General features: G+C 74.4%; 24 protein-coding genes. 6 read left to right on the forward strand and 18 right to left on the reverse strand.

All coding sequences use genetic code 11. The features are described 5' to 3' along the window. Window positions 1-3: 3 nt before the first annotated feature. The 3 genes from ACIRQY_RS01650 to ACIRQY_RS01660 are packed head-to-tail and all read right to left on the reverse strand — an operon-like array spanning window position 4 to window position 1,512. Complete coding sequence (locus ACIRQY_RS01650) at window positions 4-201, reverse strand: hypothetical protein (RefSeq protein ID WP_403921560.1); 198 nt, start codon at window positions 199-201, stop codon at window positions 4-6. Between the two features lie 26 nt (window positions 202-227). After that, window positions 228-548, reverse strand: a complete 321-nt coding sequence (locus ACIRQY_RS01655; RefSeq protein ID WP_403921564.1) for a 4a-hydroxytetrahydrobiopterin dehydratase — start codon at window positions 546-548, stop codon at window positions 228-230. A 1-nt stretch (window position 549) separates the two neighbouring features. Continuing rightward, window positions 550-1,512: a Twin-arginine translocation pathway signal gene (locus ACIRQY_RS01660; protein WP_403921567.1), complete on the reverse strand. Its 963-nt coding sequence runs from the start codon at window positions 1,510-1,512 to the stop codon at window positions 550-552. Between the two features lie 452 nt (window positions 1,513-1,964). Between ACIRQY_RS01660 and ACIRQY_RS01665 the strand changes: the two genes are divergently transcribed. From ACIRQY_RS01665 to ACIRQY_RS01675, 3 genes are read left to right on the forward strand one after another with little or no spacing between them, the layout of a single operon-like run. Next, complete coding sequence (locus ACIRQY_RS01665) at window positions 1,965-2,183, forward strand: hypothetical protein (protein WP_403921570.1); 219 nt, start codon at window positions 1,965-1,967, stop codon at window positions 2,181-2,183. After that, entirely contained in the window at window positions 2,180-2,398 is a 219-nt protein-coding gene (locus ACIRQY_RS01670) for a hypothetical protein (RefSeq protein WP_403921573.1), read from the forward strand. Before ACIRQY_RS01665 ends, ACIRQY_RS01670 begins: the two co-directional genes overlap by 4 nt. After that, on the forward strand, window positions 2,395-2,577 hold the full coding sequence (locus ACIRQY_RS01675; protein WP_403921576.1) for a hypothetical protein: 183 nt from the start codon (window positions 2,395-2,397) through the stop codon (window positions 2,575-2,577). The genes ACIRQY_RS01670 and ACIRQY_RS01675 overlap by 4 nt, the downstream gene beginning before the upstream one ends. A 266-nt stretch (window positions 2,578-2,843) precedes the next feature. On the opposite strand, the gene ACIRQY_RS01680 is transcribed toward ACIRQY_RS01675, so the two are convergent. The 6 genes from ACIRQY_RS01680 to ACIRQY_RS01705 form a co-directional block, all read right to left on the reverse strand. Further along, window positions 2,844-3,761, reverse strand: a complete 918-nt coding sequence (locus ACIRQY_RS01680) for an SAM-dependent methyltransferase (RefSeq protein WP_403921579.1) — start codon at window positions 3,759-3,761, stop codon at window positions 2,844-2,846. Then, complete coding sequence (locus tag ACIRQY_RS01685) at window positions 3,740-4,402, reverse strand: cysteine hydrolase family protein (protein ID WP_403921582.1); 663 nt, start codon at window positions 4,400-4,402, stop codon at window positions 3,740-3,742. Before ACIRQY_RS01685 ends, ACIRQY_RS01680 begins: the two co-directional genes overlap by 22 nt. Then, on the reverse strand, window positions 4,399-5,532 hold the full coding sequence (locus ACIRQY_RS01690) for an isocitrate/isopropylmalate family dehydrogenase (protein WP_403921585.1): 1,134 nt from the start codon (window positions 5,530-5,532) through the stop codon (window positions 4,399-4,401). Before ACIRQY_RS01690 ends, ACIRQY_RS01685 begins: the two co-directional genes overlap by 4 nt. Beyond that, a complete protein-coding gene (locus ACIRQY_RS01695) occupies window positions 5,529-6,065 on the reverse strand; it encodes an EF-hand domain-containing protein (protein ID WP_351790723.1) in 537 nt (178 codons plus the stop codon). Before ACIRQY_RS01695 ends, ACIRQY_RS01690 begins: the two co-directional genes overlap by 4 nt. Window positions 6,066-6,332: 267 nt before the next feature. Then, on the reverse strand, window positions 6,333-7,808 hold the full coding sequence (locus ACIRQY_RS01700; RefSeq protein ID WP_403921588.1) for a lipase family alpha/beta hydrolase: 1,476 nt from the start codon (window positions 7,806-7,808) through the stop codon (window positions 6,333-6,335). Window positions 7,809-7,954: 146 nt separating this feature from the next. Further along, window positions 7,955-12,445 (reverse strand): peptidase C14 caspase catalytic subunit p20, encoded by a 4,491-nt coding sequence (locus ACIRQY_RS01705; RefSeq protein WP_403921591.1) that lies wholly within the window; start codon window positions 12,443-12,445, stop codon window positions 7,955-7,957. 78 nt (window positions 12,446-12,523) lie between these two features. On the opposite strand from ACIRQY_RS01705, the gene ACIRQY_RS01710 reads away from it, so the two are divergent. After that, on the forward strand, window positions 12,524-13,519 hold the full coding sequence (locus ACIRQY_RS01710; RefSeq protein ID WP_351790731.1) for a translation initiation factor 2: 996 nt from the start codon (window positions 12,524-12,526) through the stop codon (window positions 13,517-13,519). Here the strand turns inward: ACIRQY_RS01710 and ACIRQY_RS01715 are convergent. The 8 genes from ACIRQY_RS01715 to ACIRQY_RS01750 all read right to left on the reverse strand — a co-directional run bounded on the left by ACIRQY_RS01715 (window position 13,497) and on the right by ACIRQY_RS01750 (window position 20,535). Further along, the gene (locus ACIRQY_RS01715) at window positions 13,497-14,003 is read right to left on the reverse strand and encodes a DUF3093 domain-containing protein (protein WP_351790734.1); all 507 of its coding nucleotides are present in this window, start codon (window positions 14,001-14,003) and stop codon (window positions 13,497-13,499) included. The two genes, ACIRQY_RS01710 and ACIRQY_RS01715, sit on opposite strands and share 23 nt — an antisense overlap. Before the next feature lie 59 nt (window positions 14,004-14,062). Further along, the gene (locus tag ACIRQY_RS01720) at window positions 14,063-14,731 is read right to left on the reverse strand and encodes a thioredoxin domain-containing protein (protein WP_351790736.1); all 669 of its coding nucleotides are present in this window, start codon (window positions 14,729-14,731) and stop codon (window positions 14,063-14,065) included. Beyond that, window positions 14,728-16,935 (reverse strand): cytochrome c oxidase assembly protein, encoded by a 2,208-nt coding sequence (locus tag ACIRQY_RS01725; RefSeq protein WP_403921595.1) that lies wholly within the window; start codon window positions 16,933-16,935, stop codon window positions 14,728-14,730. Before ACIRQY_RS01725 ends, ACIRQY_RS01720 begins: the two co-directional genes overlap by 4 nt. Then, window positions 16,925-17,629 carry a copper resistance protein CopC gene (locus ACIRQY_RS01730; RefSeq protein WP_403921597.1) on the reverse strand — a complete coding sequence of 235 codons (705 nt, stop codon included), beginning with the start codon at window positions 17,627-17,629 and terminating at the stop codon, window positions 16,925-16,927. Before ACIRQY_RS01730 ends, ACIRQY_RS01725 begins: the two co-directional genes overlap by 11 nt. Window positions 17,630-17,710: 81 nt before the next feature. After that, window positions 17,711-18,376: a hypothetical protein gene (locus ACIRQY_RS01735; RefSeq protein WP_403921600.1), complete on the reverse strand. Its 666-nt coding sequence runs from the start codon at window positions 18,374-18,376 to the stop codon at window positions 17,711-17,713. Between the two features lie 375 nt (window positions 18,377-18,751). Beyond that, a complete protein-coding gene (locus ACIRQY_RS01740) occupies window positions 18,752-19,144 on the reverse strand; it encodes a hypothetical protein (protein WP_403921603.1) in 393 nt (130 codons plus the stop codon). A gap of 93 nt (window positions 19,145-19,237) precedes the next feature. Further along, the gene (locus tag ACIRQY_RS01745) at window positions 19,238-19,579 is read right to left on the reverse strand and encodes a GNAT family N-acetyltransferase (RefSeq protein ID WP_403921606.1); all 342 of its coding nucleotides are present in this window, start codon (window positions 19,577-19,579) and stop codon (window positions 19,238-19,240) included. A gap of 32 nt (window positions 19,580-19,611) precedes the next feature. Next, a complete protein-coding gene (locus tag ACIRQY_RS01750) occupies window positions 19,612-20,535 on the reverse strand; it encodes a pirin family protein (RefSeq protein ID WP_403921609.1) in 924 nt (307 codons plus the stop codon). Between the two features lie 113 nt (window positions 20,536-20,648). On the opposite strand from ACIRQY_RS01750, the gene ACIRQY_RS01755 reads away from it, so the two are divergent. Both ACIRQY_RS01755 and ACIRQY_RS01760 read left to right on the forward strand, forming a co-directional pair. Continuing rightward, the gene (locus ACIRQY_RS01755) at window positions 20,649-21,212 is read left to right on the forward strand and encodes a carboxymuconolactone decarboxylase family protein (protein ID WP_403921612.1); all 564 of its coding nucleotides are present in this window, start codon (window positions 20,649-20,651) and stop codon (window positions 21,210-21,212) included. 117 nt (window positions 21,213-21,329) lie between these two features. Beyond that, the gene (locus ACIRQY_RS01760; RefSeq protein WP_351790758.1) at window positions 21,330-21,620 is read left to right on the forward strand and encodes a hypothetical protein; all 291 of its coding nucleotides are present in this window, start codon (window positions 21,330-21,332) and stop codon (window positions 21,618-21,620) included. Window positions 21,621-21,813: 193 nt separating this feature from the next. On the opposite strand, the gene ACIRQY_RS01765 is transcribed toward ACIRQY_RS01760, so the two are convergent. After that, on the reverse strand, window positions 21,814-22,065 hold the full coding sequence (locus ACIRQY_RS01765; protein ID WP_403921615.1) for an EF-hand domain-containing protein: 252 nt from the start codon (window positions 22,063-22,065) through the stop codon (window positions 21,814-21,816). Window positions 22,066-22,069 lie beyond the last annotated feature (4 nt).

Here is a 22,069-nt window from a genome sequence, read left to right on the forward strand (position 1 = left end):
TCCTCATACGCCTCCGGGTTCCGGACCCCGGAACTTCAACTCCGTCTCCACATCGAACCGGTACTGCTCGCTTGCCTTCGCGTGCGCGGTGACAGTGGCCTGCACGGCAGCCGCCGTGTCCACGGTCAACGCCCCGGCCTGAATCTCCTCCCAGGCGCGGGTCTCCAGCGTGATCAGCTCGTCGGTCAATTCGATCGCCACCGGCGGATCGTACGCTGAGCTGCGATCTACTCTTCGAGAGGCTCAGCGAGATGCGCGCTGGCGATCTCGTCGATCCGCCGTGCGAGGTCGAAGTCGGCAGCGGTCAGCCGGTGCCCGGCATCGTGGGTCGTGATCCCGAAGCGCACCTTCCCCCACCGCAGGTCGATGTCTGCGTGGTGCCCGATCAGCCGCTCCACATCTGCGACATGCACAATCATCGCGACCCCGCCGTGATACCGGATCCCGTACCTACGGGTGATCTCGTTTCCATCACGGCGCCACCCCGGCACCGCCTTCAACGCGGCCGTGATCTCGCCCTCGCTCAGCGGCACCTTTTCGTCCGACACGTCAGCTCCCCTCCGTCACCGGCGCCAGGGCTTCGATCAGCTCCCGGCCCACGGGCGCATGGTGCCACGGCCGCATCGCCCGCTCCAGGGTCGCCAGCTCCCGCCGCATCCGGGCCGACCCGGTCTCCACCGCGATCCCCGCGACCTTCCGCGCGATCTCCACTGCCTGCTCCGGCTCCCGCGCGGTGGCCGCCGCCGTCGCGTGCCGAGCCATGTAGACGCCGCGGTCCCGCCGCGCAGTCGCGGGCACAACGGTAAGCACCTGGGCCCACAGGGCGCTCGCCTCGGACCCGAGCCCGAGACGGCCGTAGCAGGTCGCGCGCTGCACCTCCAGGTAGCCGGGCGTCCGACGGCAGGCGTTGCCCCAGGGAAGGTCGTCGTCGACTCGGGGCAGCAGCCGGTCGGCCTGGTCGATGAGCCGGTCGACGGCTGCGCGATCGCGCAGCAGGCTCGCGCCGTGCGCCTGCTGCTGCATCGCCATGACGTGGATCTTCGGAACGACGGCGGACGGCTCGTCAAGGGCGGCCTCGCACAGGTCGACGACCCCGGCCCCGTCACCGAGGTCGGTTCTCACCTGGGCCGAGTTCACCATGGCGTAGCCGATGAGGTGTGGATCCCGGGCCCGGAGGGCTATCTCCTGGGTGATGCCGCGCCAGAACGCGGCCGCACTCAGGTCGCCTGCATCCTGGTAGAGCCAGCCGACGAGCGCAGCGTACGCGGCGCCGACGCGAAGGAGACCGCGCCGCGTCTCCCCGGTCGCGCTCCGGGTCAGCTTGTCGATGAGCTGGTACTGCGGGCCCAGCGTGCCGATCAGGTCGTGCGGGCCGAGCAGCATGTCCGCGCGGTAGTGCCCTTCGAGCTGGTCCTGGAAGTAGCCAACGAGCGCGGGGTCGACCTGCTGGGGGGCGAGGGGCCCGGGAACGAGGGCGGCGGCGGTGACGTGAAGAAAGGACTGCTGCTGCACGGTGGTCTCTTCGCGGTGCTCGGGCCGATTCCAGCCCGGCGGGGTCGTGAAGCCAAGGTCCTCCGGCCACTTCCCGAAGGCGTCGTGGAGAACGACTGCGGTGTCCTCGGACGGCCACCCGGGGCGGGCACCTTCCCACCGGCGCCAGGTCCGGGGGGACACGGCGAAGTGCCGGTCGTCGAGGAGTTGCTGACCACGGGCACTGAGTTGTTCAGCGGCCCTGTCTGCCGACCGCCAACCAAGGCGGAGCCGGGCGGATCGTAAGGGGTCGTTGCGGCTCATGCCGCCAGTCTGAGCCGTCAACGCGGTTCCTCGGGGCCGTGGCCGTGACATGGCCGGACGTGGCCACGCGATGGCCTGTCTGCGCGGAGTCGTGCCCGCCCATCATCGACCCGACACCACCGGGGCGTGCGCCGATACGCGGGATCGCCCCCTGACGGAAGGACACACCGATGCCTGCGGGGCTCTCGCCTGGACCGGCCGACACCGCGCCGAAGGCACCACGCCGGGAGTGCGCGTACTGCCCCACGCCCACGGCCGACTGCTGTGTCCGCACGCAGTCGTCCGAGGCCAACAGCAGCAGGCACGTGTACGCCCACAAGGCGTGCGCCGCCAGGGCCGGCGTGACCCCGCTCTACGAGTTCACCGACGACCAAGAGGCGAGCCGGTGACCCGCCTGCGCTTCGCCAGGTGGACGATCGGAGCCGACCCGGCCCGTCCCGCCCCGGCCCGCTACGCCTCGTGCAAGGAGTGCGAGCAGTGCTCGCCTGTCAGCACGATCCTTCGCGAGCCGGACCTGTGGGCCCTGGAGCACGCCGGACGCACCGGCCACCGCGAGGTCGTGTCCGCCGACCTGATCGCCCGCCCGGCCGAGGAGACATCGTGAGCAGCGTCTACGGCCCGCCGGTCTGCGCGCAGTGCGACCGGCCGATCCGCGGCGACATCCGCCGGTTGGAAGTGTTCTCCTCCTCGGGGGCGCGGCCGGACGTCCTGGTCCACGCCACCCGCCTCGCGTGCCTGGACCCGTCCCTCGACCAGCCCCCGGCCCGGCCGGACGCCCGGTGAGAGAGTGGCACCGCCAGGCCGTCTACCTGGTGATCGTGCTCGACCTGGTCACCGCCCTGGCGGTAGGCATCTTCAGATAGCCCGCTGATCTCCTGTTCGCACGGCCTACGGCGGACACCGAGCGAGCAGGGACAGGCCCCGGCCGGTACGCCAGTGACGGCCGGGGCTACTGTCCGCCACCGCACTCGCCGCCCGCACCCTCCGCGAAGCCCTGAGCGATGCCTGAGCCCACGGCGGCGGCCGACCCGGCGCCCGGCTTCCGTACCTCAGCGGTCGGGGGAGGGCGTGGGCCGGGAGCCGGCCGATGTGAAGATCCAGCGGTTGACCGCGAGGGCGTCGTTCGGCTCCGGCAGCGGGCCACGGCCGTGCAGGACGGTGAAGTCGTACGGCCTGCGGATCTCCACGGTCCAGCCCCGCCGGGCGAGTTCACCGGCCGAGTCCGGCCGCGGCCGGGTGTCGAAGAGGGACAGCAGGTCGATGCCGAGACGTTCGCGGGCCGCCACGTACACCGGATTCGCCCGTACCCCGGGCGACTCGGCGATCTCCTTGATCTCGTACGCCAGGGTGCTCCCGGCGGCGCTCAGCCGGTCCACGGTGGCGACGAGCCGCCGTTCGGCCTCGGCCGGGAGGTAGAGCAGCAGCCCCTCGGCGAGCCAGGCGGTCGGGGCGGTGGGGGAGAAGCCCGAGTCGAGCAGCGCCCGTTCCCAGTCGTGCCGCAGATCGGCCGCGAGCGGTCGGCGCCCGGCCGCCGGGGCGGCCCCCGCCCGGTCGAGCACCTCCTGCTTGAAGGCGAGCACCTCGCCGGTGTCGATCTCGTGGACCGTGCACCCGGGCGGCCAGCCGAGGCGGAACGCCCGGGTGTCCAGCCCCGCGCCCAGCAGCACCACCTGCCGGACGCCCGTCCGTAGGGAGTCCAGCAGATGGTCGTCGAGGGCGCGGGTGCGCAGCCCGAAGTACCGGCCGAGGCGTCCCCAGAGCGGATCGGCGTCCCCCAACGGCACCTGGTCCGGGTGCACCGGCCAGTCGGCCGACGCCGGGGCCGCGCGGACGAAGTGCTCCGCGAGCGGGTCCGTGGCCAGGGCGTCGGGGCGATGGGTCTCGATGGCGCGGGCGGCGGCCACGAGCAGCGCGGTCCGGCCCACGCCCGCCGTCACACCGGCGGTCAGCCCAGGGGCGACGGGCACGGTGCCTCCTCCGGCCGGGTGCCGCCCCCCGCCCCCGCGATCGGTTCCGGCGTCGTCCACGCCCCCGGGTCGTCCGCGGTGGTGGTCCGGGCGCCGTAGAGGACCCGCATGAAGCGCAGGACGGTGTCGTACGGGAGGTGGAGCGAGGTGGTGCACTCGGTCAGCACGGTGACGTGGAAGCCCTTCTGGAAGGCGGTGCGGGCGGTCGAGTCCACGCACACGTCGGCGAACAGTCCCGCGAACACCAGGTGCCCGATGCCCTGTTCGGCGAGATGGGCTTGGAAGCCCTCGGAGAGGAAGGCGTCGAAGACGGCCCGCTTGGTGAAGACCCGTTCCCCCTCCGCCGGGGCCACCGCGTGGAACTCCGCCCCGGGGGAGCCCTCCAGGCACTTCGGCCGCTTCCCCAGCCGCCGGTCGCGCCACCGCCAACTGGGGCCCTGGTGCGCGGTGTCGCCGAGGAAGCGCACGAAGACGACCTCCACGCCCCGCCGCCGGGCCGTCTCCACGGCCCGGATGCCACCGGCGACGGCGGCGTCGAGCACGGCGGGATCGCCGGGGAAACGGGCGCGTGCCGTCGGGGTCGCGCAGAAGTCGTTCTGCAGGTCCACGACGACCAGGGCCGTTCCGGACGGCCCGGTCACGATCCGCCGACCAGGGCCGTCGTCTCCGCGGCGGCGACCGCCCCCAGCACGTCCAGCACGTCGAGCAGGGCGTCGACGACGGAGGTCGTGGTGTGCCCGCCGCCCAGGTCGGGGGTGCCCACCTCCCGCTCGGCCAGGGCGCCGAGGGCCGTCTCCACGGCCCGGACGGCACCGGCGGCCCCGCAGTGCCGCTCCGCGACGAGGGCCGCCGCGCGGACCGTTGCCACCGGATTGACCAGGTCCCGGCCCGCCAGGTCGTCGGCTGAGCCGTGCACGGTCTGGTACTCGACGAGACCGCCCGCCCCGGGACCGAGGAAGACGTTCTCCGTGCACCGGTTCTCCTGCCGGTCGGAGCCGAACCGGTCGAGCAGCACGACGTGCATGATGTCGGCCCACTCGTTCCCGGCGACCAGGAGCGTACGGTCGGGGAAGCCGTGGGCGAGGAGATCGCGGTTGACCGTGTCCGGCTGGAACACCTCGATCCGCACCCCGAGCCGGGCCGCTAGCTCGGCCACCCAGGTGTCGAACACGCCGTCGAGCAGATGGAACTTGTACGCCAGCACGATCCGGTCGGGGCCGCCGTCGGGCCACTCCCGGCGCGCCCTCTCCAGGGCGTAGCCGACGACCGCCCCGGTGACCTCCCGGCTGAAGGTCGTCGTGCGGACGATCTCACCGGGGGAGTGCCGGTTCTCACCCGTGTAGAAACCCTGCGCCTGGTCCCGTACCAGCAGCAGTGAGGCCGGTCCCTCGGTGAAGAGGTCCACCTTCACCGCGCGCAGCCGCTGGCGCACCAGGTAGAGGGACTGCGCGTTGATCGCCGTACGGAAGACGGCGGGGACGCCGCTCCCGGCCAGCTCGCGGCAGAACCGTTCGTAGTGCTCCGCGTCCTGTGCGGTCAGCTCCCGGACGCGGGCGGTGTCCGGTTCCGCGCGGAGCGAGACGTACGAGTGGTAGAGGCGCGGGGAACGCACGACCTCGACGCCGAGCGGGAGCCCGGAGGTGAGGGAGCCGAGCACCCGCTCGAAGACGTCGGCGAGTTCGGGGCCGGTGCCCCGGCCCACCGCGAGCCCGACCACGGGCCTCGCGGCGGGTAACTCGCCGTCCGCGCCCCGGGGGGCGACCCGGGTCACCGGGAGGTGCTGTCGGTGAGGTGGTCGCCGGGGATCCCGGCCTTCTCGGGCCGGTAGTAGTCGCGGATGCCGTCCGCCCAGGTGGTCACCGGGATGCGGTCGCCGTCCACCGGCTCGAAGGCGTCGAAGAGGGACTCGATGTTGGGCCGTTCGAAGCCGATCGCCGTCATGAGGGCGAGGAACTCCGGGCGGTCGACGAAGCCGTCGCCGTCCGGGTCGCCCATCGCGGCGAGCGCCTCGGCGAACTCGTCCACGGTGTCGTCGAACCGCTCCGGGGAGAGCACGACGGCCTCGAACTCCTCGTAGCTGATCCGCCCGTCGCGGTCGGAGTCCAGCTCGGTCTCCAGCGTCTTCCAGTACTGCTGGAACGCGCCGAGCAGCCGGGCGGTCGCGGCGTCGCCCGCCGTCGGCACCGCGGCGACGGCCCGGTTGCTCATCAGCGTGAAGTCGTCGGGCTCGATGGCGCCGTTGCCGTCGGCGTCGAACAGGGAGAAGACGAGCCGCACACGGTCGTGGGCCTGAGGAGTGGTCATCCTGATGTGCCTGTGCTTTCGGGAGCGGGGAACGCGCCGGGCGCACCCCGGCGGCTGCTCCATTCTCCGGTCGCCCCCGGCGCGCGCCCCCGCGAAACGTGCCCGCGCACACGAAGGAGTGGAATCCGCCGGGCCGTGCGTGAAGCACCACCCGGCGGGGAAGCACAGGTGTCCCGTCGGCGTCGGCGCGCCACCGTCAGCGCCCTCGCCCAGACCCCCTCCCTCGCCCGGCGCCCCGCCCTCGCCCAGCGCCGTCGGCGCGCCCTCTCACTCGCCCAGCACCGTCACCACCTCCCGGCACACCCTGCGCGGGCCCTCCGCCGTCACCTCCAGGACCCAGACGCCCGGACCCGCCGTCAGCGACACCCGACGGGTCTCCCCGGACGCCTCGCCCTCCCCGTACCCCTCGGCCCCTCCGGGCGCCCCGGACCCCTCGGCGAACGGGACCGGCGGGGACGCCGGAACCCCGTCCCGGGTCAGCACCGCCCGCAGGTTCCGCCCCGCCAGCCCCTCGCCCGTGGCCAGTACCTCGAAGGGCTCGCCCGCCAGGGCGCACTCCGGCACGTCCAGGCCGAACTCCTCGTCCCCGGCGAGCAGATCGCGGGCCGCCCGGCCCTCCCGTATGACGGACAGCTGATGCCCCACCGAGTCCCCGCCCGCCATGTCGGCGTGCCGGTACCCGTTCCACACCGCGTCCTCCTCGTAGTCCAGGGCCCAGCCCGCGAACGCGGACTCCCTCGGGACCGTGCCGTCCCCGGACCACGCGCGGCCCCCGCCCAGGTCCGTCGTGAACCGGGTCCCCTCCGGCGCGACCACCACCCCGTGCACCGTCGGATGGGCCGCCCCGCCCAGGCAGTGCACCCGGTAGGGAAGCCGGCCGCCCGGATCGCCGCGCCGGTTGGCGTCCCGCGCCTCCTGGAACTCCCGGTCGAACGCGAACGCGTCCTCCACCAGGGCCGTCGGCAGGTCCGGCACGGCGTGACGACGGTCCATGAGGGAGCGGCGCCGGGTCCTGCCCGGCACCAGGACCGCGTCGTACACCGGCAGCAACTGCGCCACCGACGGCAGGGTCAGGGCCAGTTCGCGCAGCGTCTCGTTCACCACCCCGCCCGCCCCTCCCAGAGCCGCGCCGCGCAGCCGCCCGTCGCCCACCACCGGACCGACACCGTGCCCCGACAGGAACCGCACCGCCTTCGCCGCGCCCCGGTGCGGCGTGCCCAGCGTCACCAGCGTCCGTGCCGTCTCCCGCCCGCCCAGGCACTCCAGGTAGTAGCGCCCGACCAGACCGCCCATCGAATGACAGACGAGGACCACCCGGGGCTCGTCCGGACGGTCCGGATGGAAGGCGTCCACCCGCTCCCGCCACCGGGCCAGCGCCCGCTCGACGCACTCCTTCAGATCCCGCGCCGTCAGCCGGTTCGACAGCCGCCAGTCGTACGCGAAGGGCACGTACTGGCCCTCGGCCAGTTCGCCCAGGGCCGCCCGGACGTCCGGGTACCCCAGGGACGACAGCAGTCCGGGCAGCGCGTCCGGCGTCTTCAGCAGCCCGTCCGCGACGAGCGCGTACGGCCCCTCCGGACGCCCGTCGCCGATGCCCGGCGGCAGTGCGACCTCCGCCATCACCCGGGCCCGGCCGCGCAGCCGGAACAGCGCCCGCAGGGACTGGTTCCACACATCCCGTCCTTCGCGGGTCAGACGGCTGCCCAGAATCCCCGGGACGAACACCACAAGGTCGTGCCTCACCGCGACTCCCTCTCCTTCCACCTGTGCTGGGAGCACGGCCCCGTGGCCGCGCCCCCGGTCCCCGGCGACCGGCCGCCCCCGTGCCCGGAGGACGATGAGGCGAACGGCCGTCTCCGTACCCGAGGACCATGAGGCGCCCGGCCGTCTCACGGCCTTCCGGGCACCGGAGTCCCCGGCCCCGACGGCGCGAGGAAGGCCGCCGGGAGCCGGATCACATCACACCGGTGATCGCCCTGGAGCGCCACCACCAGACCGCCCCGGTCCCGCGCGGCGGCCGCCGCCCGTACCGGATATCCGCGCCGGGGCACCCCCGCACCACCCAGCCAGGTCCCGGCCCGCACGTCCCACACCGCGGGCGCGCGACGCTCGTCGCACACGAGGAGCAGGGGCCGCTCCGGAGCCCCGGCGAAGACCAGCGAGGTCACCGCGAGCGCGTCGCCCGGCAGCGTCCGCCGCTTCCCGGGGCCCGAGCCGCACTCGGCCACCCTGACCGTCCCGGCGTCCACCCACGCGAGCAGCGGAACGGACTCCCCCTCCTCCGCGTCGTACCACTCGCCGAGCGCGATCCTGCCCACCTGCGGGCCGGTGTCCCCGCGCCCCGGGAGCGCGATCCGCTCCGCCCGCGCCAGACCGCCGTCGCGGTGCTCCCACAGCAGCAGCGCGTCCCCCAGATCGGCTGCCAGCCAGCTCGTCCCGTCGGTCATCGCCCGCGCGTCCACCCCGCAGGCGCGCACCCCCGCCGGTACGGACTCGCCGCGCCGCCAGCCCCGCGCGCCGCCCACCGACAGCTCCGCGCACTCCACCCGCTGCCGGTCCGGCGCGTACAGCCGCACCACACCGGCGTCCTCGTCCACGACCAGCCCCAGCGCGGGCACCCGGTTCCCGGCGTCCCCGCCCAGCTCCAGATCGTGCTCCGCCCGTACGGCCAACTCCTCGGACAGCAGCCAGAGACGGACCGTCCGCCGGGCCGCCGCGACCACCACCCACGACCCGGCACAGCGCTCCGCGCGGACGGCGGTGACCTGGTCGACATGGCCGAGGACGACCACCGGCGCGGACGCCGGGGCGCCCCGGCCGGGCCGCGACACCAGCACCCGGTCACCCCGCACCCGGCAGAGCAGCGGCGCCTCCCCGCCCGCCTCGGCCAGCGCCACCAACGGCCGCTGGTCATGGCTGCGGCGCGGCAGACCGCGGCCCGAACCCAGCGCCGACGCGACTTCGAGGACCCGGATGTGGGAGCCGTCGGCCACGGCGAGGACCCCCTGCCCGTTCGGCTCGAACGCCAGCGCCCCCACCCCGGGCGCGGTCAGCGCGAACCGTGCCTCGCGGCCCGGGTCCGCCGGGTCGAGGACACGGACGGTGAGCCCCTCCTGCACCGCGAGCAGCGTCACCTCACCGCAGCGGCCGAACGCCAGCCCCCGGGCGGGCGAGTCGAACGCGTGCACAGGGGACGCCTCCACGGGACCCCCCGCCCGGTCGTCCGTCTCGCACAGCCACACCGACACCCGCCCGCCGTCCGCCACCGCCAGCCAGCCCTGCGACCGCCCGTCCGGCGACGGCACATCGAGCGCGGCGGCGGCCACCGCGGGATAGCCCAGCGCGCCGAGGTCGAGACCGGCGCCCAGCAGCCCCCGGCCGCCCCTGACACCGAGGTCCACCTCGTGCAGCACCGCCCGGCGGCCCGCCGCCAGGAGGAACACCCGGCGGCCGAGCACGAGGGCCGCGAGCCGCTCGGTGTCCGCCGTGCGGATGTCGACCAGGCTCTCGTCCCGCTGGTGCAGCGCCCCCCGCTGCCACCGCCACATCCACAGGTGCCGCCCGTCGGCGGCCCACACGATGGTCTCCGCACCCCGCTCCACGGCGGCGAGCGTCCGCACCGCACCACCCCAGCGGTACGCGTAGTCGGGTCTTCGCGCACCGGACCGCCAGAAGTACACCGCCCGGTCGTCGCGGGCCACCGTCGTCCGGTGCGGGCCCGTCCCCACCTCCCGCACCTCGGCCAGCGCCTCGCCCCGCGACCGCTCGGCGCCATGGGTGCGCCGGGTGAGCAGCCGGAGCCCCGACTCCGCGTCCAGGACGAGGACTTCGCCGCGCCCGCCCGCGGCGAGCGTGTCCCCGGCCCGCCGTTCCGTCGCGCCCGTGCCCGCCGTCCAGCTCAGGGTGCGCGCCCCGCCGAGCGGCGCGGGCAGCCGCCATTCCAGCGGGTCCGGCGGCTGGTCGGTCCAGTACTCCTGCCAGGGCAGGAAGCCCTCGGTCCGTTCGAGGAGCGCGTACGCCGTCTCCCGGTGGCTGACGAACGCGGTGGCCCGCAGCAGCGCCCGCCGCTCGGGGACGTCCAGGTCGCGGAAGGCGTCGCCGACCCGGCCGTACAGCGCCGCCCCGTCGCAGTCGCGGGCGAGCGCGGAGGCCAGCGGCAGCATGACGGCGGGGTCGGTCCGCACCAGGAACTCCAGGTCCTCGAAGAGGGCCCGCAGATGCCCCGGACCGGCCTCGGCCGCATGGGCGCCGAGGTGCCCCAGCGTGTAGGAGTCGGCGCCCCGCCAGTCGGCCGAGGCCCCTTCGCGCAGTGCGGCGACGGCCCTGAGGTGCGCCTCGGCGGTGTCGAGCCCGGCCCGCCGCAGCAGATGCGGACCGTAGCTGGGGTGCGCCAGATGGAAGGAACTGTCCCGGGTGTCGGGGACGAGCTGCCGTACCACGATCCCGCCCGCCGCGCCGAGCCCCACCCGGTGCAGATCACCGGCGGTCAGCTCCGAACTGCCTTCGTCCCGAAGGGCGTTGGCGAGGACCAGCCACGGGCCGCGCCGGGCGAGACCCGGCTCCTGCACGACGGCGAGCGGACGCAGCACCTCCTCGGCGCGTTCGGCGCCCTCCTGCGCGGCGAGGTGCCCGATCTCCTCGGCGAACCGCTCGCCGAGGTCCATGCGGCCCTCGTCCATCCAGCGGGTCAGCTCGGCCTCGGTCACCGCCCAGGGCCGCCGGGCGAGGTACCGGGCGGTGAGCCGGGCCACCAGGAACGAGCCCCGGCTGCGGGCGGCGACCGTCCGGGCGATCCACTCCCGGTCCTCCGCGTGCGGATACGGGGGCGCCTCCGCCAGCACCGAGGCCACCATTCCGGCGATGCTCTCGCCCGCCTCCTCGTCGTCGCCGAGCACCAGCGGGGCCACGCTCTGGTCCAGCGTGTCCGTGAGGGTCTCCTCCGTCTCCCGGGCGGTGGTGCGACGCCGTGGCTGCGGCCGGGTGGCGACGACGACCCGGACGCCCCACAGCGATGCCAGCGGGTTGAGCAGATGGCGTGCGATCTCGTGGGCCTGCTCGGGCAGTGCCTCGTCGAGGGCGTCGAAGAGCAGGTTCAGCGAGCCGGACGCGGCGACCAGCTCGTCGACCGCGCGACGGCAGCGGTCCGGTGTCACCGGCCCCTCGGGCAGCGGCGGCATCCCGCCGAGCCCGGCGAGCACCTGCCACAGGGCGCCCGTCAGCGAGTGCAGGGACCGGCCCCGGCAGGACAGCGCGGCATGGACCGTACCGGTGCGGGGGAGGGTGGCGGGCGGCAGGCCGGGCCCGAGACCGTCCCGCCACGAGGACAGCGAGGTCAGCGCGAGCCGCCCGAGGAGAGCCGTCTTGCCGCTGCCCGCGGGACCGGTGACCGCGAGCAGCCCCCGGGGATGGGTGTCCATCCAGCGGACCACCCGGCTCAGGGCGCCGTGCCGCCCGGCGAAGTGACGGCGCAGGTGCCCGTCGTCCTCCAGGCCGAACTGCTCGGCACCGAACCAGGGGGTACGGTCCCGCAGCACCGCCGTGGTGTGCACCTTGCGCCGGGGTTCGACGAAGTACGGGTTGTCGAGGAAGTTGTTCGGCAGCGCCCGGACCTCGGTGTACGCGGGACGCTGGGCGGGCTCGTCTATCCCGGAGGCCGCCGCGGCCCCGTCGACGGCCTCCAGGAGGTACGGCACCGGCAGGTGCAGCGCGGCCGGGTCGAAGGGGCGCGCGTGGTCCGCCGCGACGAACTCCGGTGCGTCGAGCACCTCTTCGAGCCAGTCCACCCAACGGCCGTCCGGCACCGACGAGTCCGTGCCGGAGGTGGCGACGACGACGAACCCGGCCCTGCGGTGCCGCCGGGCGTGGCCGATACTGTCCCGCTCGACGGAGAGGGCACGGTCGAGCGCGGCCGGCAGGTGCCCGTGCGAGAAGCAGGCGTCCACGACCAGCAGGGTGTCGGCGGTGGAACCGGGACTGAGCAGCCGGTCGACCAGGTCCGTCAGGGCGATCGCCCGCCCGGGGTCGAACCGGCCGTCGGTACAGGAGTCCTCACAGGCGAGGAAGTAGCCCAGCGGGCCCAGGTCGTAGCCGTGCCCCGTCCAGTACAGGATCTTCCGTTCGGCGCCGTGCGCGAGGAAGTCCTCGATGCCCGCCCATAATCGCGCGCGGGTGGCGCCCTCCGCGTCGACGGGGACGCTGTCGCCGAAGCCGAGCCGGTCCCGGGCGATCCCGGTGAACCGGTCGCGGACCTCGTCGACGTTGCGCAGGTCCGGCAGGACGCGGCGCGCCCCCACCGGATGCGCGTAGCGGGACACGGCCACCGTGCCGACGAGCGCCGAGGCCCGCCGCTCCGACCGGATCATCGTCAAGTGCTCGACCACATCACGTCCGTATCATGTCCGGGCCACCGTGACGTGTGCCACACGTCAACGCGAACACACTCATTAAAGGGGTCGTCGATGGTTCAGCGGGACAGGTTCACCCTGCTCGGCAGGGAAACGCCATGTCACCTCTTCGAAGGTGACGGGATACGGCCCATCCTGGAGGACGACATCCGGGTCAAGTACCGCCCGGACCGCGTGGAGTTCCCGGACGAGACCGGTGGCTGGCGGCACGCCATCCAGGAGGCCGAGGAACGCAAGGAGGCGCTGGGGCAGCCGTACCGCTGGAACAACAAGCGGTTCGCCGTCGAACGGATCGTGGTCACGCGCACCCACCTCGCGGAGGACCCGGTCGTCACCCTCGCGCTCCAGGACGCCGACTACTACGACTTCCTCACCACCTCGATCAACCTCGACCGCACGCAGGAGAACGGCCTGACCCTGCGCGAGCAGTACCTGGAGAGCCAGGACCCCGTCGACGCCCCCGCGTACATGAACTGCAGCTTCGGCGTGAACGTGGCCCTGGAGACCGGCCTGGACGGCAGGATGCTGTTCTCGCACCGCAGCCCCCGGGTGGCCGGTCCCCACAACGACCACTGGAACTCCTCCGCGAACGAGGGCCTGGCCAGGGACCACGACCTGCCCGCCGACGGCTCCCCGGTCAGCCTGTACGCGGTGGCCCGCCGGGCCCTGTTCGAGGAGCTGGCCGTGCACGCCACGGACGAACTCGACCTGGAACTGCTCGGGTTCGGCCTCGACCTGCGCAACCACCAGTGGGCCGCCTTCTTCCGGGCCGTCCTGCCCGGTCTCGACGAGGAGGCGCTGCGGCTGCGCTGGTCGCGCGGGGTCGGCGACAAATGGGAACACGACCGGTTCGCCTTCGTGCCCGCCGACCCCGAGTCGGTCCTCGGCTTCATGGCCGACCGGCCCGCCGAGAACTGGACACCGTGCGCACCCGCCCTCTTCTACCTGGCCCTGGTGCGGGCAGCCGTCCGCCGCGCGGACGGCGACCCCGCCGCCCGCTTCGCGGTGGAGGAGGCGGAACAGCGGGTCATGGCCCGGCGGGACCTGTAGGACCACCGGGGCCGGAGGGGAGCGCCGCGCCCCGGATCGCCTCCGCGAGCGCCTCCGGCGAGCGGGTGGACAGATAGACGTACGGCGTCGGGTCCGCCGGGTCCACGACCTCGACGCGCAGCGCCGTGGTGACGTAGCCGCGCATCAGCGTGAACGCCCGGAGGTCGGCCCGGTGGGTCCGCCAGGCGCGGGCCTCCTCCCCTTCGAGGGCCTCCGGCTCGCCGAGCGCGGACACCGGGATGCGGGCGTCCCCCGCGACGAGGAGCCCGCCGACGATCCGGATGCGCGCCGAGCCCTGGGCACTGACCGTCGACGCGGCGATGCCGGTGCCGACGGCCAGCGCGAGCAGTGCGGGGAGCAGCCCGTAGGGGAAGAAGACCAGGGCCATGGAGAACCCGAAGAGGAAGGCGATGAACCACCAGGAGCGCGGTGCGTACAGCCGTTCGTCGTAGGTGGCGGGGGCGGGCGGGGGAGCGGGGGGCATGGGGCACCTCGGGGTGTCGGGGAGGAAGGGACGGGCCGCCGCCGGGCGCGGCGGCGGGATCAGCGGGCGAGACGGGCGTCGATCAGCGCCTTGAACGCCTCGTACGTGGCCGGGGTCGCGATCTTGATCCCGTCCACCAGGAACGTCGGGGTGCCCTGGACGCCGAGGCCCAGACCGTCCCGCTGGTCGGCCCGCACCCGCTCGGCCGTGCGCGGGTCGGCGAGCGCAGTGTCGTACGCCTTCAGGTCCAGGCCGATCTCCCGCGCGTACGAACGGAACACGTCGGCCTTCGACTCCTTCGCCTCGCCCCACTCGCGCTGGGTGGCGAAGAGCCGGGCGTACATCTCGGCGAACTTCCCCTGCCGGGCGGCGGATTCGGCGGCCAGGGCGGCCGACTCGGCGTTGTGGTGACCGGGCATGGGGAAGTAGCGGACGACGAACGTCACCCGGTCCCCGTACTCCGCGCGGAGCTTCTCCACGACCGGGTACGACGCGCCGCACGCCTCGCACTCGAAGTCCAGGAACTCCACGACGGTCAGTTCGCTGCGCTGCGGGGTGCTCAGCCGGTGGCTGTCGCCGCGCACCGGCAGGACCTCGGCGGCGGGCGTCGCGTTGAGCCCGCCGTCGGTCCGGCCCTGCGGGTTCAGCAGCAGGAACGAGCCGAACGCGGCGGCGAAGGCCGCCGCGAGCACGGCGGCGACGATCAGGTTCTTCTTCAGCTTGCTCATGATTCCTCGGTGGGGGACGCGGTACGGGAGAGGGAAGGGGACAGGGGGGAGGGCGCGGGCTCGGACTTCGGTGCCGAAGCCGGAGCCGGAGCCGGAGCCGGAGCCGAGGCTGGCTCTGGTACCGAGGCCGGCTCCGGTGCTGGTGCTGGTGCTGGTGTGGGTGTGGGGCGGCGGGCGGGCGGTGCGGCGCGGCGGTCGCGGGCGTGGAGACCCGCCAGGTACGCGTTGTACGCGGCCAGCGGATCGCCCTCCCCGCCACGGTCGATCCGGCGGTCCACCCGACGGGCCTCCCGGGCGTCGGACCGCACCCACTGGATCGCGAGCACCACGGTGGTCAGCAGGACCGGGATGTCGCCGGTGGCCCAGGCGATGGCCCCGGCGTCGTACTGGTCGGCCAGCGCGTCCGGCACCCACGGCCGGTCGAGCCGCTCCCACCAGCCCGCGCCGATCAGATCGGTCGAACTCATCAGGGAGATGCTGAACCAGGAGTGGAACGGCATCGTCAGGATGAGCACGAAGAGCCTGCCCAGATGCGGCGGGCGGCGCGGTCCCGGATCGACGCCGATGATCACCCAGAAGAACAGCAGCCCCGTGCCGAGGAAGTGCGTCAGCATCACCACGTGCCCGAGATGACTGCTCATCAGGGTCTCGAACAACGACGTGAAGTACACCGCGAACGCACTGCCGATGAACAGGAAGCTCGCCACCACGGGATGCGAGAGGACCCTCACGTAGCGGCTGTGCAGCAGCTTCACCAGCATCTCGCGGGGGCCGTCCGGCTCGCCCCCGAGCACCTTGGGCAGCGCGCGCAGCGCCAGGGTCGCGGGGGCGCCGAGGACCAGCAGGATCGGCACGGTCATCGCCAGGACCATGTGCTGGCCCATGTGCACGGCGAACGTCACCTTGCCGTACACGGCCAGCCCGCTCATCGTCGAGAACACCGTCACGGCCAGACCGGCCAGCCAGGAGACCGTACGGCCGACCGGCCACCGGTCCCCCCGGGCGCGCAGCTTGCGCACTCCCGCCAGGTACAGCAGCGCGGCGGCCCCCGTACCGAACGCGAACAGCGGGTCGAAGTGCCACTCGGTGAACAGCGGGGTCCACGGGAAGTCGCCCAGCGGCGGCGGCATCGGGAAGCCGAGCAGTTCCTCGGCCGGGCTCCGGGGCGCGCCCGCCGACCCCGGCGCGGGGGTGCGGGAGAGACCCACCGCCAGACCGGTCGCCGCCGCCATGACCAGCAGTTCCCCGGCGGCCAGCCGGACGAACGCCGATCGCGAGCCCGAGGCGAGCGCCGGGAGGGCGCGCCTGCGGTGCAGGAACCCGATGCCGCCGAGGACGGCGAGCGCCGCCGCCTTGGCCAGCACCATCAGCCCGTACCCGGTGCTGACCAGCTCGGCGACGGAGAGCCTGACCACGGCGTTCACCAGACCGCTGGCCCCGACCGCGAGCAGTGACCAGGCAGCGAGCGGACCGAACCGCCGGGCCGCGTCGGCCGCCCGGGGCTCCCGGCGGGCCACGACCACCAGGAGGAAGAGGAGCCCCCCGGCCCAGACCGCCGCGCCGACCAGATGCAGGGCGAGGCTGGTCACCGCCGCGTCGTGGTTGCCCGCCGCCGAGGAGTGTCCGGTGAAGGCGGGCGGCAGCAGCCCGGCGACCGCGAGCAGCAGGGCCGCCCGCGCCCAGCGGGACGTGCCGATGCCGAGGCAGAAGGTCGCGAGCAGGGCCGCTGCGGCGGCGGAGAGGGCGTACGCCCGCCCCTGTGCGTCGGTGAGGACGAAGTCGGCGACCGTCGCGGGGGACAGGACCGTGCCCACGGGCCGCGCGAACAGGTCCGAGAGCGTGAACACGAGCGTGGCGGCCGAGGCCACGGCCCAGCCGCCCGCCGTGGCCGACGCCCAGGTCAGATACCGCAGCCGCACCGGATCGAGCCGCCGCCCGCCGGGCAGGAGCACGACGACCAGCAGCAGCGCGCCGACGGTCGCCACGGCGGCGACGTCACCGAGGGCCCGCGCGAGGGGCAGGCCCCAGGCCGTGACCGGCCCGGCGTCCTCGATGCCGGGCACGGCGGCCCCGGCCCCGCCCCCGGTCCGTACCACCACGAGGGCGACGGCGAGGCAGAGGAGCAGCGCCGCCGTGAGGACGGCGGGGAGCCTCAGGGGGCGGCGGGCGGCGGAAGGGCGAGGAACGGTCGGTTCAGTCGCCACGGCGGGTCCTCCGGCGCCGGGCCGCGAACACGCCGAGGGCGCAGACGAGGGCGAGGAGACCAGCGCCCGCGAGCACGGCGGGGGTGACGGCGGAGGAGCCCCGACCGGGGGCCGGGCGGCCGGACGCGGTGGTTCCGGTGGGGCTTCCGGAGCCGGTGGGAGCACTGGTCTCCGTACCGGCGGCGGAGGTTCCGGCGGCGCTCGGACCGGCCGCCGTGGTCGTCGTCGGAGAAGGCCGCGCCGCTCGCGTCTGCGGTGTCTGCGGTGTCTGCTGTGTCGGTCGTGTCGGTCGTGTCGGCTGTGCCGGTTCGACGGTGAAGGTGTACGAGCCCGAGACCGGATGGCCGTCGGCGGAGACGACGCGGTAGCCGACGGTGTACCGGCCCGCGAGGGCGTCGGGGCGCAGGGCCAGGGAGACCTCCCGGCCGCTGACCCGGGGCGCGCCGAGGGCGGCCGTGGTTCCGTCGGCCGCCGTCACCGCGACCTGCGCGTACTTCTGGTTCATGGGGTCGGTGAAGGTGAGGACGACCCGGGAAGGGGGCGCGCCGAGCGAGGTGTTCCGCGCGGGGCTGCTGTTCTCCAGGCCGGTGTGGGCCGCCGCCCGGGGGGCGGCGAGGGCGACCGCGCCGAGGGCCAGCGGCACGGTGAGGGCGCGCGCGGCCGTACGGGCGGCGCGCCGGGGGAAGGCGTCCATGGGTGGGGAGGCTCTCTGCTGGGTGCCGGTGACAGGGGCCACCGGGCGGTGGGGCACCGGCGAAGGGGCCCCGTCACCTCGTCAGAGCAGGCGGGGGCCGCCGGTCGGCGCCGGTCGGAAGAGGAGCGGGGCGTACGGGCGCGGCGGGGCGCGGCCCCGTTGCGGGCGTACGAGCAGGGCCGAGCGCAGCGCCGAGGTGCCGCGGCGCAGGATGCGGCGCGGGCCGGTGCCGGAGGTGACGGCGAGCGGCCGCCACAGGAAGAGCAGCGTGCGGTGGACGACGTCCAGGAGAGGCCGGGCCTGCCACAGGAGGCGTTCGGTGAGGCCGAGCAGCCGGGCGGCGATCAGCACGGTCATCAGGTGTCCGGCGAGGAGGACGCCGGACGGGGGGCCGCCGGCGGCGCCGTGCTCGATGAACCAGGGGGAGCCGGTCGCGGAGCCGCCGGGATCGACGATCGCGGCGCAGGCGCCCGGCAGGGAGTACGCCGCGTGATAGGCCAGCTGGGAGGCGGTGAGGGCGCCGGCCACCTGGGTGTCGGTGAGTCTGCGGCGGGTGACGAAGGCGGCCCCGGGCACGGCGACGGCCGCCGCGACGAGCGTCACGAGCCAGGGAGGCGTGTGCCCCCGGGACAGCGCGTGGCCGACGAGGGGAAGGAGGACGCAGAGCACCGCGAGCGTCCCCGCCCGCACTCCGCGCAGCGCGCCCACGGCCGGTGAGGCGGGGCGGTTCGCGCGGAGCGGTCGCATCGGGTCGGCCTTCGTGAGGTCGTCGGGAGCGGGCGGAGAGGACGAGGGGCTGCGGACGGGCCGTCCGCCCCGGACCGGCCCGCTGAAGGGTACCCGCCGAGGCAGTCACCCCCGGAGGGCAGGGGGCCGCTGCACCGGAGTGCCGTCCCTCAGGGGGCGGGCGGGACGTGTGCGCCCCTGAGCTCGACGCGCACGGTCCGGTCCGGGTGAACGGTCGGGCGGCGGAGGGCGTTCAGAACCACTGGTTCCGGCCGAAGGTGGCGACGCAGGCCCGTCGGACGACGTCCCCGCCGCGCCCGCCACGGGTCCTGTCCTGTGCGTGGGGCCCGGGTGGCCACGTGCCCGTGCGGGCGGCCCGTCGGCGCTCTCCGCCGCCTACGCCCGCACGAACGCGTCCTCAGGGGTCTCGTCGAGTACGAGGCCGCTGTCGAGGCGGACGCGGGCGGTCACCCGGTTCCGTTCCCGCTGGAAGGCCGTCCACGCGGCTTCCAGTGAGGTGACCTGTTCCTCCAGCCGGGCCAGGCTCTCCGGGGGCATCTGGGGGCCGTAGTCGTCGAGGAGCGTCTTGAGCCGTTCGTACTCGCGGGCGTCCGTGCTCCACCGCTTCTCGTACGTGCGCACCCGCTCGACCGTGCCCTCGGTGCCCGCCGCCACGGCCAGGAATCCGGCCGGAGACCCGTCGTCCCGGGTGACACCGCCCAGCCGCAGGTCCGTCGTCAGCCGGACGCGCAGGCCCGCCGTCAGTGCCATCGGTGTCATCGGTGTCATGGGGTGCTCGTTCCTCCCGGTCGGCCGGGTCACGGCCGCTCGCGCGCGGAGGAACCCGGGGGGCCCATTATTCAGGGCCCCCGGGGGCCCGGTTCAGCGGGCGAGCTGGGCCTCCAGCCAGGTGAGGACCTCGGGGGTCACCGGGTCGGTGATGTCCGCGAACTCCTCGTGCTTCTTCAGGAACTTGGCCACGTACGGGCAGACCGGGACGAGCCGCCTGCCGGAGGCGCGGACGTCGGTGAGCGCCTGCTCGACCAGGATCGAGGCGAGGCCCTGCCCGGCGTGGGCGTCGTCGATCTCGGTGTGGAAGAAGACCCGCTGCCGGTCGCGGTCCCGGTAGGCGGTGAGGCCCGCGCGCCGGTCGTCGACGAGGATCTCGTAACGGTGGCGGGCCTCGACGTCACGGACGACGGGGGTGCCGGTCTGCTCGCTCATGGGGGGCCTTTCCGGGGGAGATGGAGGGGGGTTCAGGTGCGGGGCGGGTTGCCGCGCGGGGTGAGGGAGGCGTTCGGGAGGACGGGGGCCGGGAGCCTGTCGCCGGGGTAGCCCTCGACGTGGCCGAAGCGGTCGGAGGCGCGCTCCCACTCCTCCCGCGCCTCGACGATGTCCTGGTGGGTGCGGCCGATGAAGTTCCACCACATCACGATCCGCTCCTCGAAAGGGGTACCGCCGAGGAGGACGGCCCGCGCGCGGTGGCCGGACTCGTTGGTCAGGGTCAGGGTGGCGTGGCCGGGAGCGACGTAACCGAGTTCGGCGGGCTCCAGGACCGTTCCGGCGAGCCGTACCGTGCCCTCGTCGACGAGCAGACCGTGCTCGAAACCGGGATCGACGTCGAGGGTGACGGTGGCGCCGGGGTCGAGGAGGAGTTGGGCGCCGAGCAGCGGGGTGAAGGTGGGGACGGGGGAGGTGTCCCCGGCGAGGGTGCCGAGGAACACGCGGAGTTCGGCGCCGTCGAGCCGGACCGGGGCGGGCGCGTGGTGCCGGAAGTCGCGGGGGGCGTGGCGGTGTTCCTCGGGGAGGGCGACCCAGAGCTGGACGCCGTGCAGGACGGTGGTGCCGGGGGTGGAGACCTCGGTGTGGCTGATGCCGTGTCCGCCGGTCATCAGGTTGATCTCGCCGGGGCGCACGAGGGCGTGGGTGCCGAGGCTGTCGCGGTGCTCGATCTCCCCGGTGAAGAGCCAGCTGGCGGTCTGGAGACCGGTGTGGGGGTGGGGCGCCACGTCCATGCCGCCGGACTCGGCGACCCGGTCGGGCCCGTAGTGGTCGGCGAAGCACCAGGCGCCGATCAGGCTCCTGGACCGCTGGGGCAGGGTGCGGCGTACGGTCATGGCGCGCGGTCCGCCGAGCGGGACGTCCCGGGCGGTGAGGATCTCGACCTCCGTGTCGGACATGGCCGACCCCTTTCCTGTGATCTCCATGAGAGGTGTAGTTTCGTTTTCAACAATAATGGGTGATCATAGCCCCAGAACCCGTGAAGCGCACGGGGACGGCGAAGGAGCACATCGTGACCGACGTGACACGGGCCACCGACGGCCGACGGGTCTACCTCGACAAGCAGCACCCGGCGAGCTACCAGGCGCTGCTCAGGACCGCCGAGACCGTCCGGGCCGAAGCCGCGCGGGCGGGCCTGGACCGCGTTCTCGTCGAACTGGTCAACCTCCGCGTCTCACAGATCAACGGCTGCGCCTCCTGCCTCGACGTGCACACCCGGGCCGCGCTCCGGTCCGGTGACACGCCCCGGCGCCTCGGCGTGCTCCCCGCCTGGCGGGAGACCGAACTGTTCACCCCCAGGGAGCGCGCGGCCCTCGCCCTCGCCGAGGCCACCACCCACCCGGCGGACGGTCTCGCGCAGGACCGCGCCTACGAGGAGGCCCGCGCCGTCCTGGACGACGACGAGATCTCCGCCGTCGTCTGGGTGGCGATCACCATCAACGCCTTCAACCGTGTCTCGATCATGAGCCGGCACCCCGTAAGGGACACGGCGGCCCCCGTACGGGACGTGAGCGCTCCCGTAGGGGACACGGTCACTCCCGCAGGGGACGCGGACGGGGCCGTACGGGATCGCTGAGGTCCCCCTACGGGATCACCGGCGCCGGGGGTGGTCCTTTCGGGCGGCCGGGGCCGTTTCGGGTGGCCGGGGCCGGGAGCGGCCGTGTCCGACGGCGGGGCGGGCCGTTGTGAGGGTGTGACCTCTACACGACGCATCACCTCGCTCCTCGCCGTGGCCGCCGCCTTCACCTGCCTCGGTGGCGCCTCCGCCGCCCAGGCCGCGACCAGCCCGCTCGGCCCCCCGATCAACCCCGTCGCCGAACTCGACGCGCTCGCCACCACCGGGCTCCCCGCCGAGTCCCGCGCGCAGTACCCCGGGATCGCCGGTCAGCTGAACGGCCTCAACGGGCTGCACGACCTGGGCCAGCTCCGCCAGCTCACCGACCAGGCCGCGCCGGTCACCGGGCTCCTCCCCGAGATCTCCTGACCCCTACGGCCCCCGGCCGACCGTCGTCCCCGAGGGGCGGGGGGGGGGGGGCCCCCCCCCCCGCCCCCCCCCCCCCCCCCCCCCCCCCCCCCCCCCCCCTCCGGCCTGCCCAGGACCGCCCCCTCCGGCCAGCCGTCCCGGCGTCCGGCCGTCCGGGACCGCCCTCCTCCGGCCTTTCCCGGCCGGGACCTGATCACCAGCCGAAACGGCGGTCCACGAGGGCGGCGAACTCCTCGAAGGTCAGCACCCGGTCCCCGTTCCGGTCCGCCTCGTCGAACAGCGCCGACGCGTCGTCGTCGCTCCCCACGCCCCAGAAGGGGATCACCCCCCGCGCCGCGAGGGTCGGGCCCTTCTCCCGGAGCGCGTTGATGACCTCGACCCGGGTGAGGGCGCCGTCCTGGTCGAGATCGAGCGCGTCGAAGAGGACGCGTGCCTTGTCACTCATGCTC

Origin of the sequence: Streptomyces sp. NPDC101490 (assembly GCF_044767145.1) — a bacterium.
Taxonomy (GTDB): Bacteria; Actinomycetota; Actinomycetes; order Streptomycetales; family Streptomycetaceae; genus Streptomyces.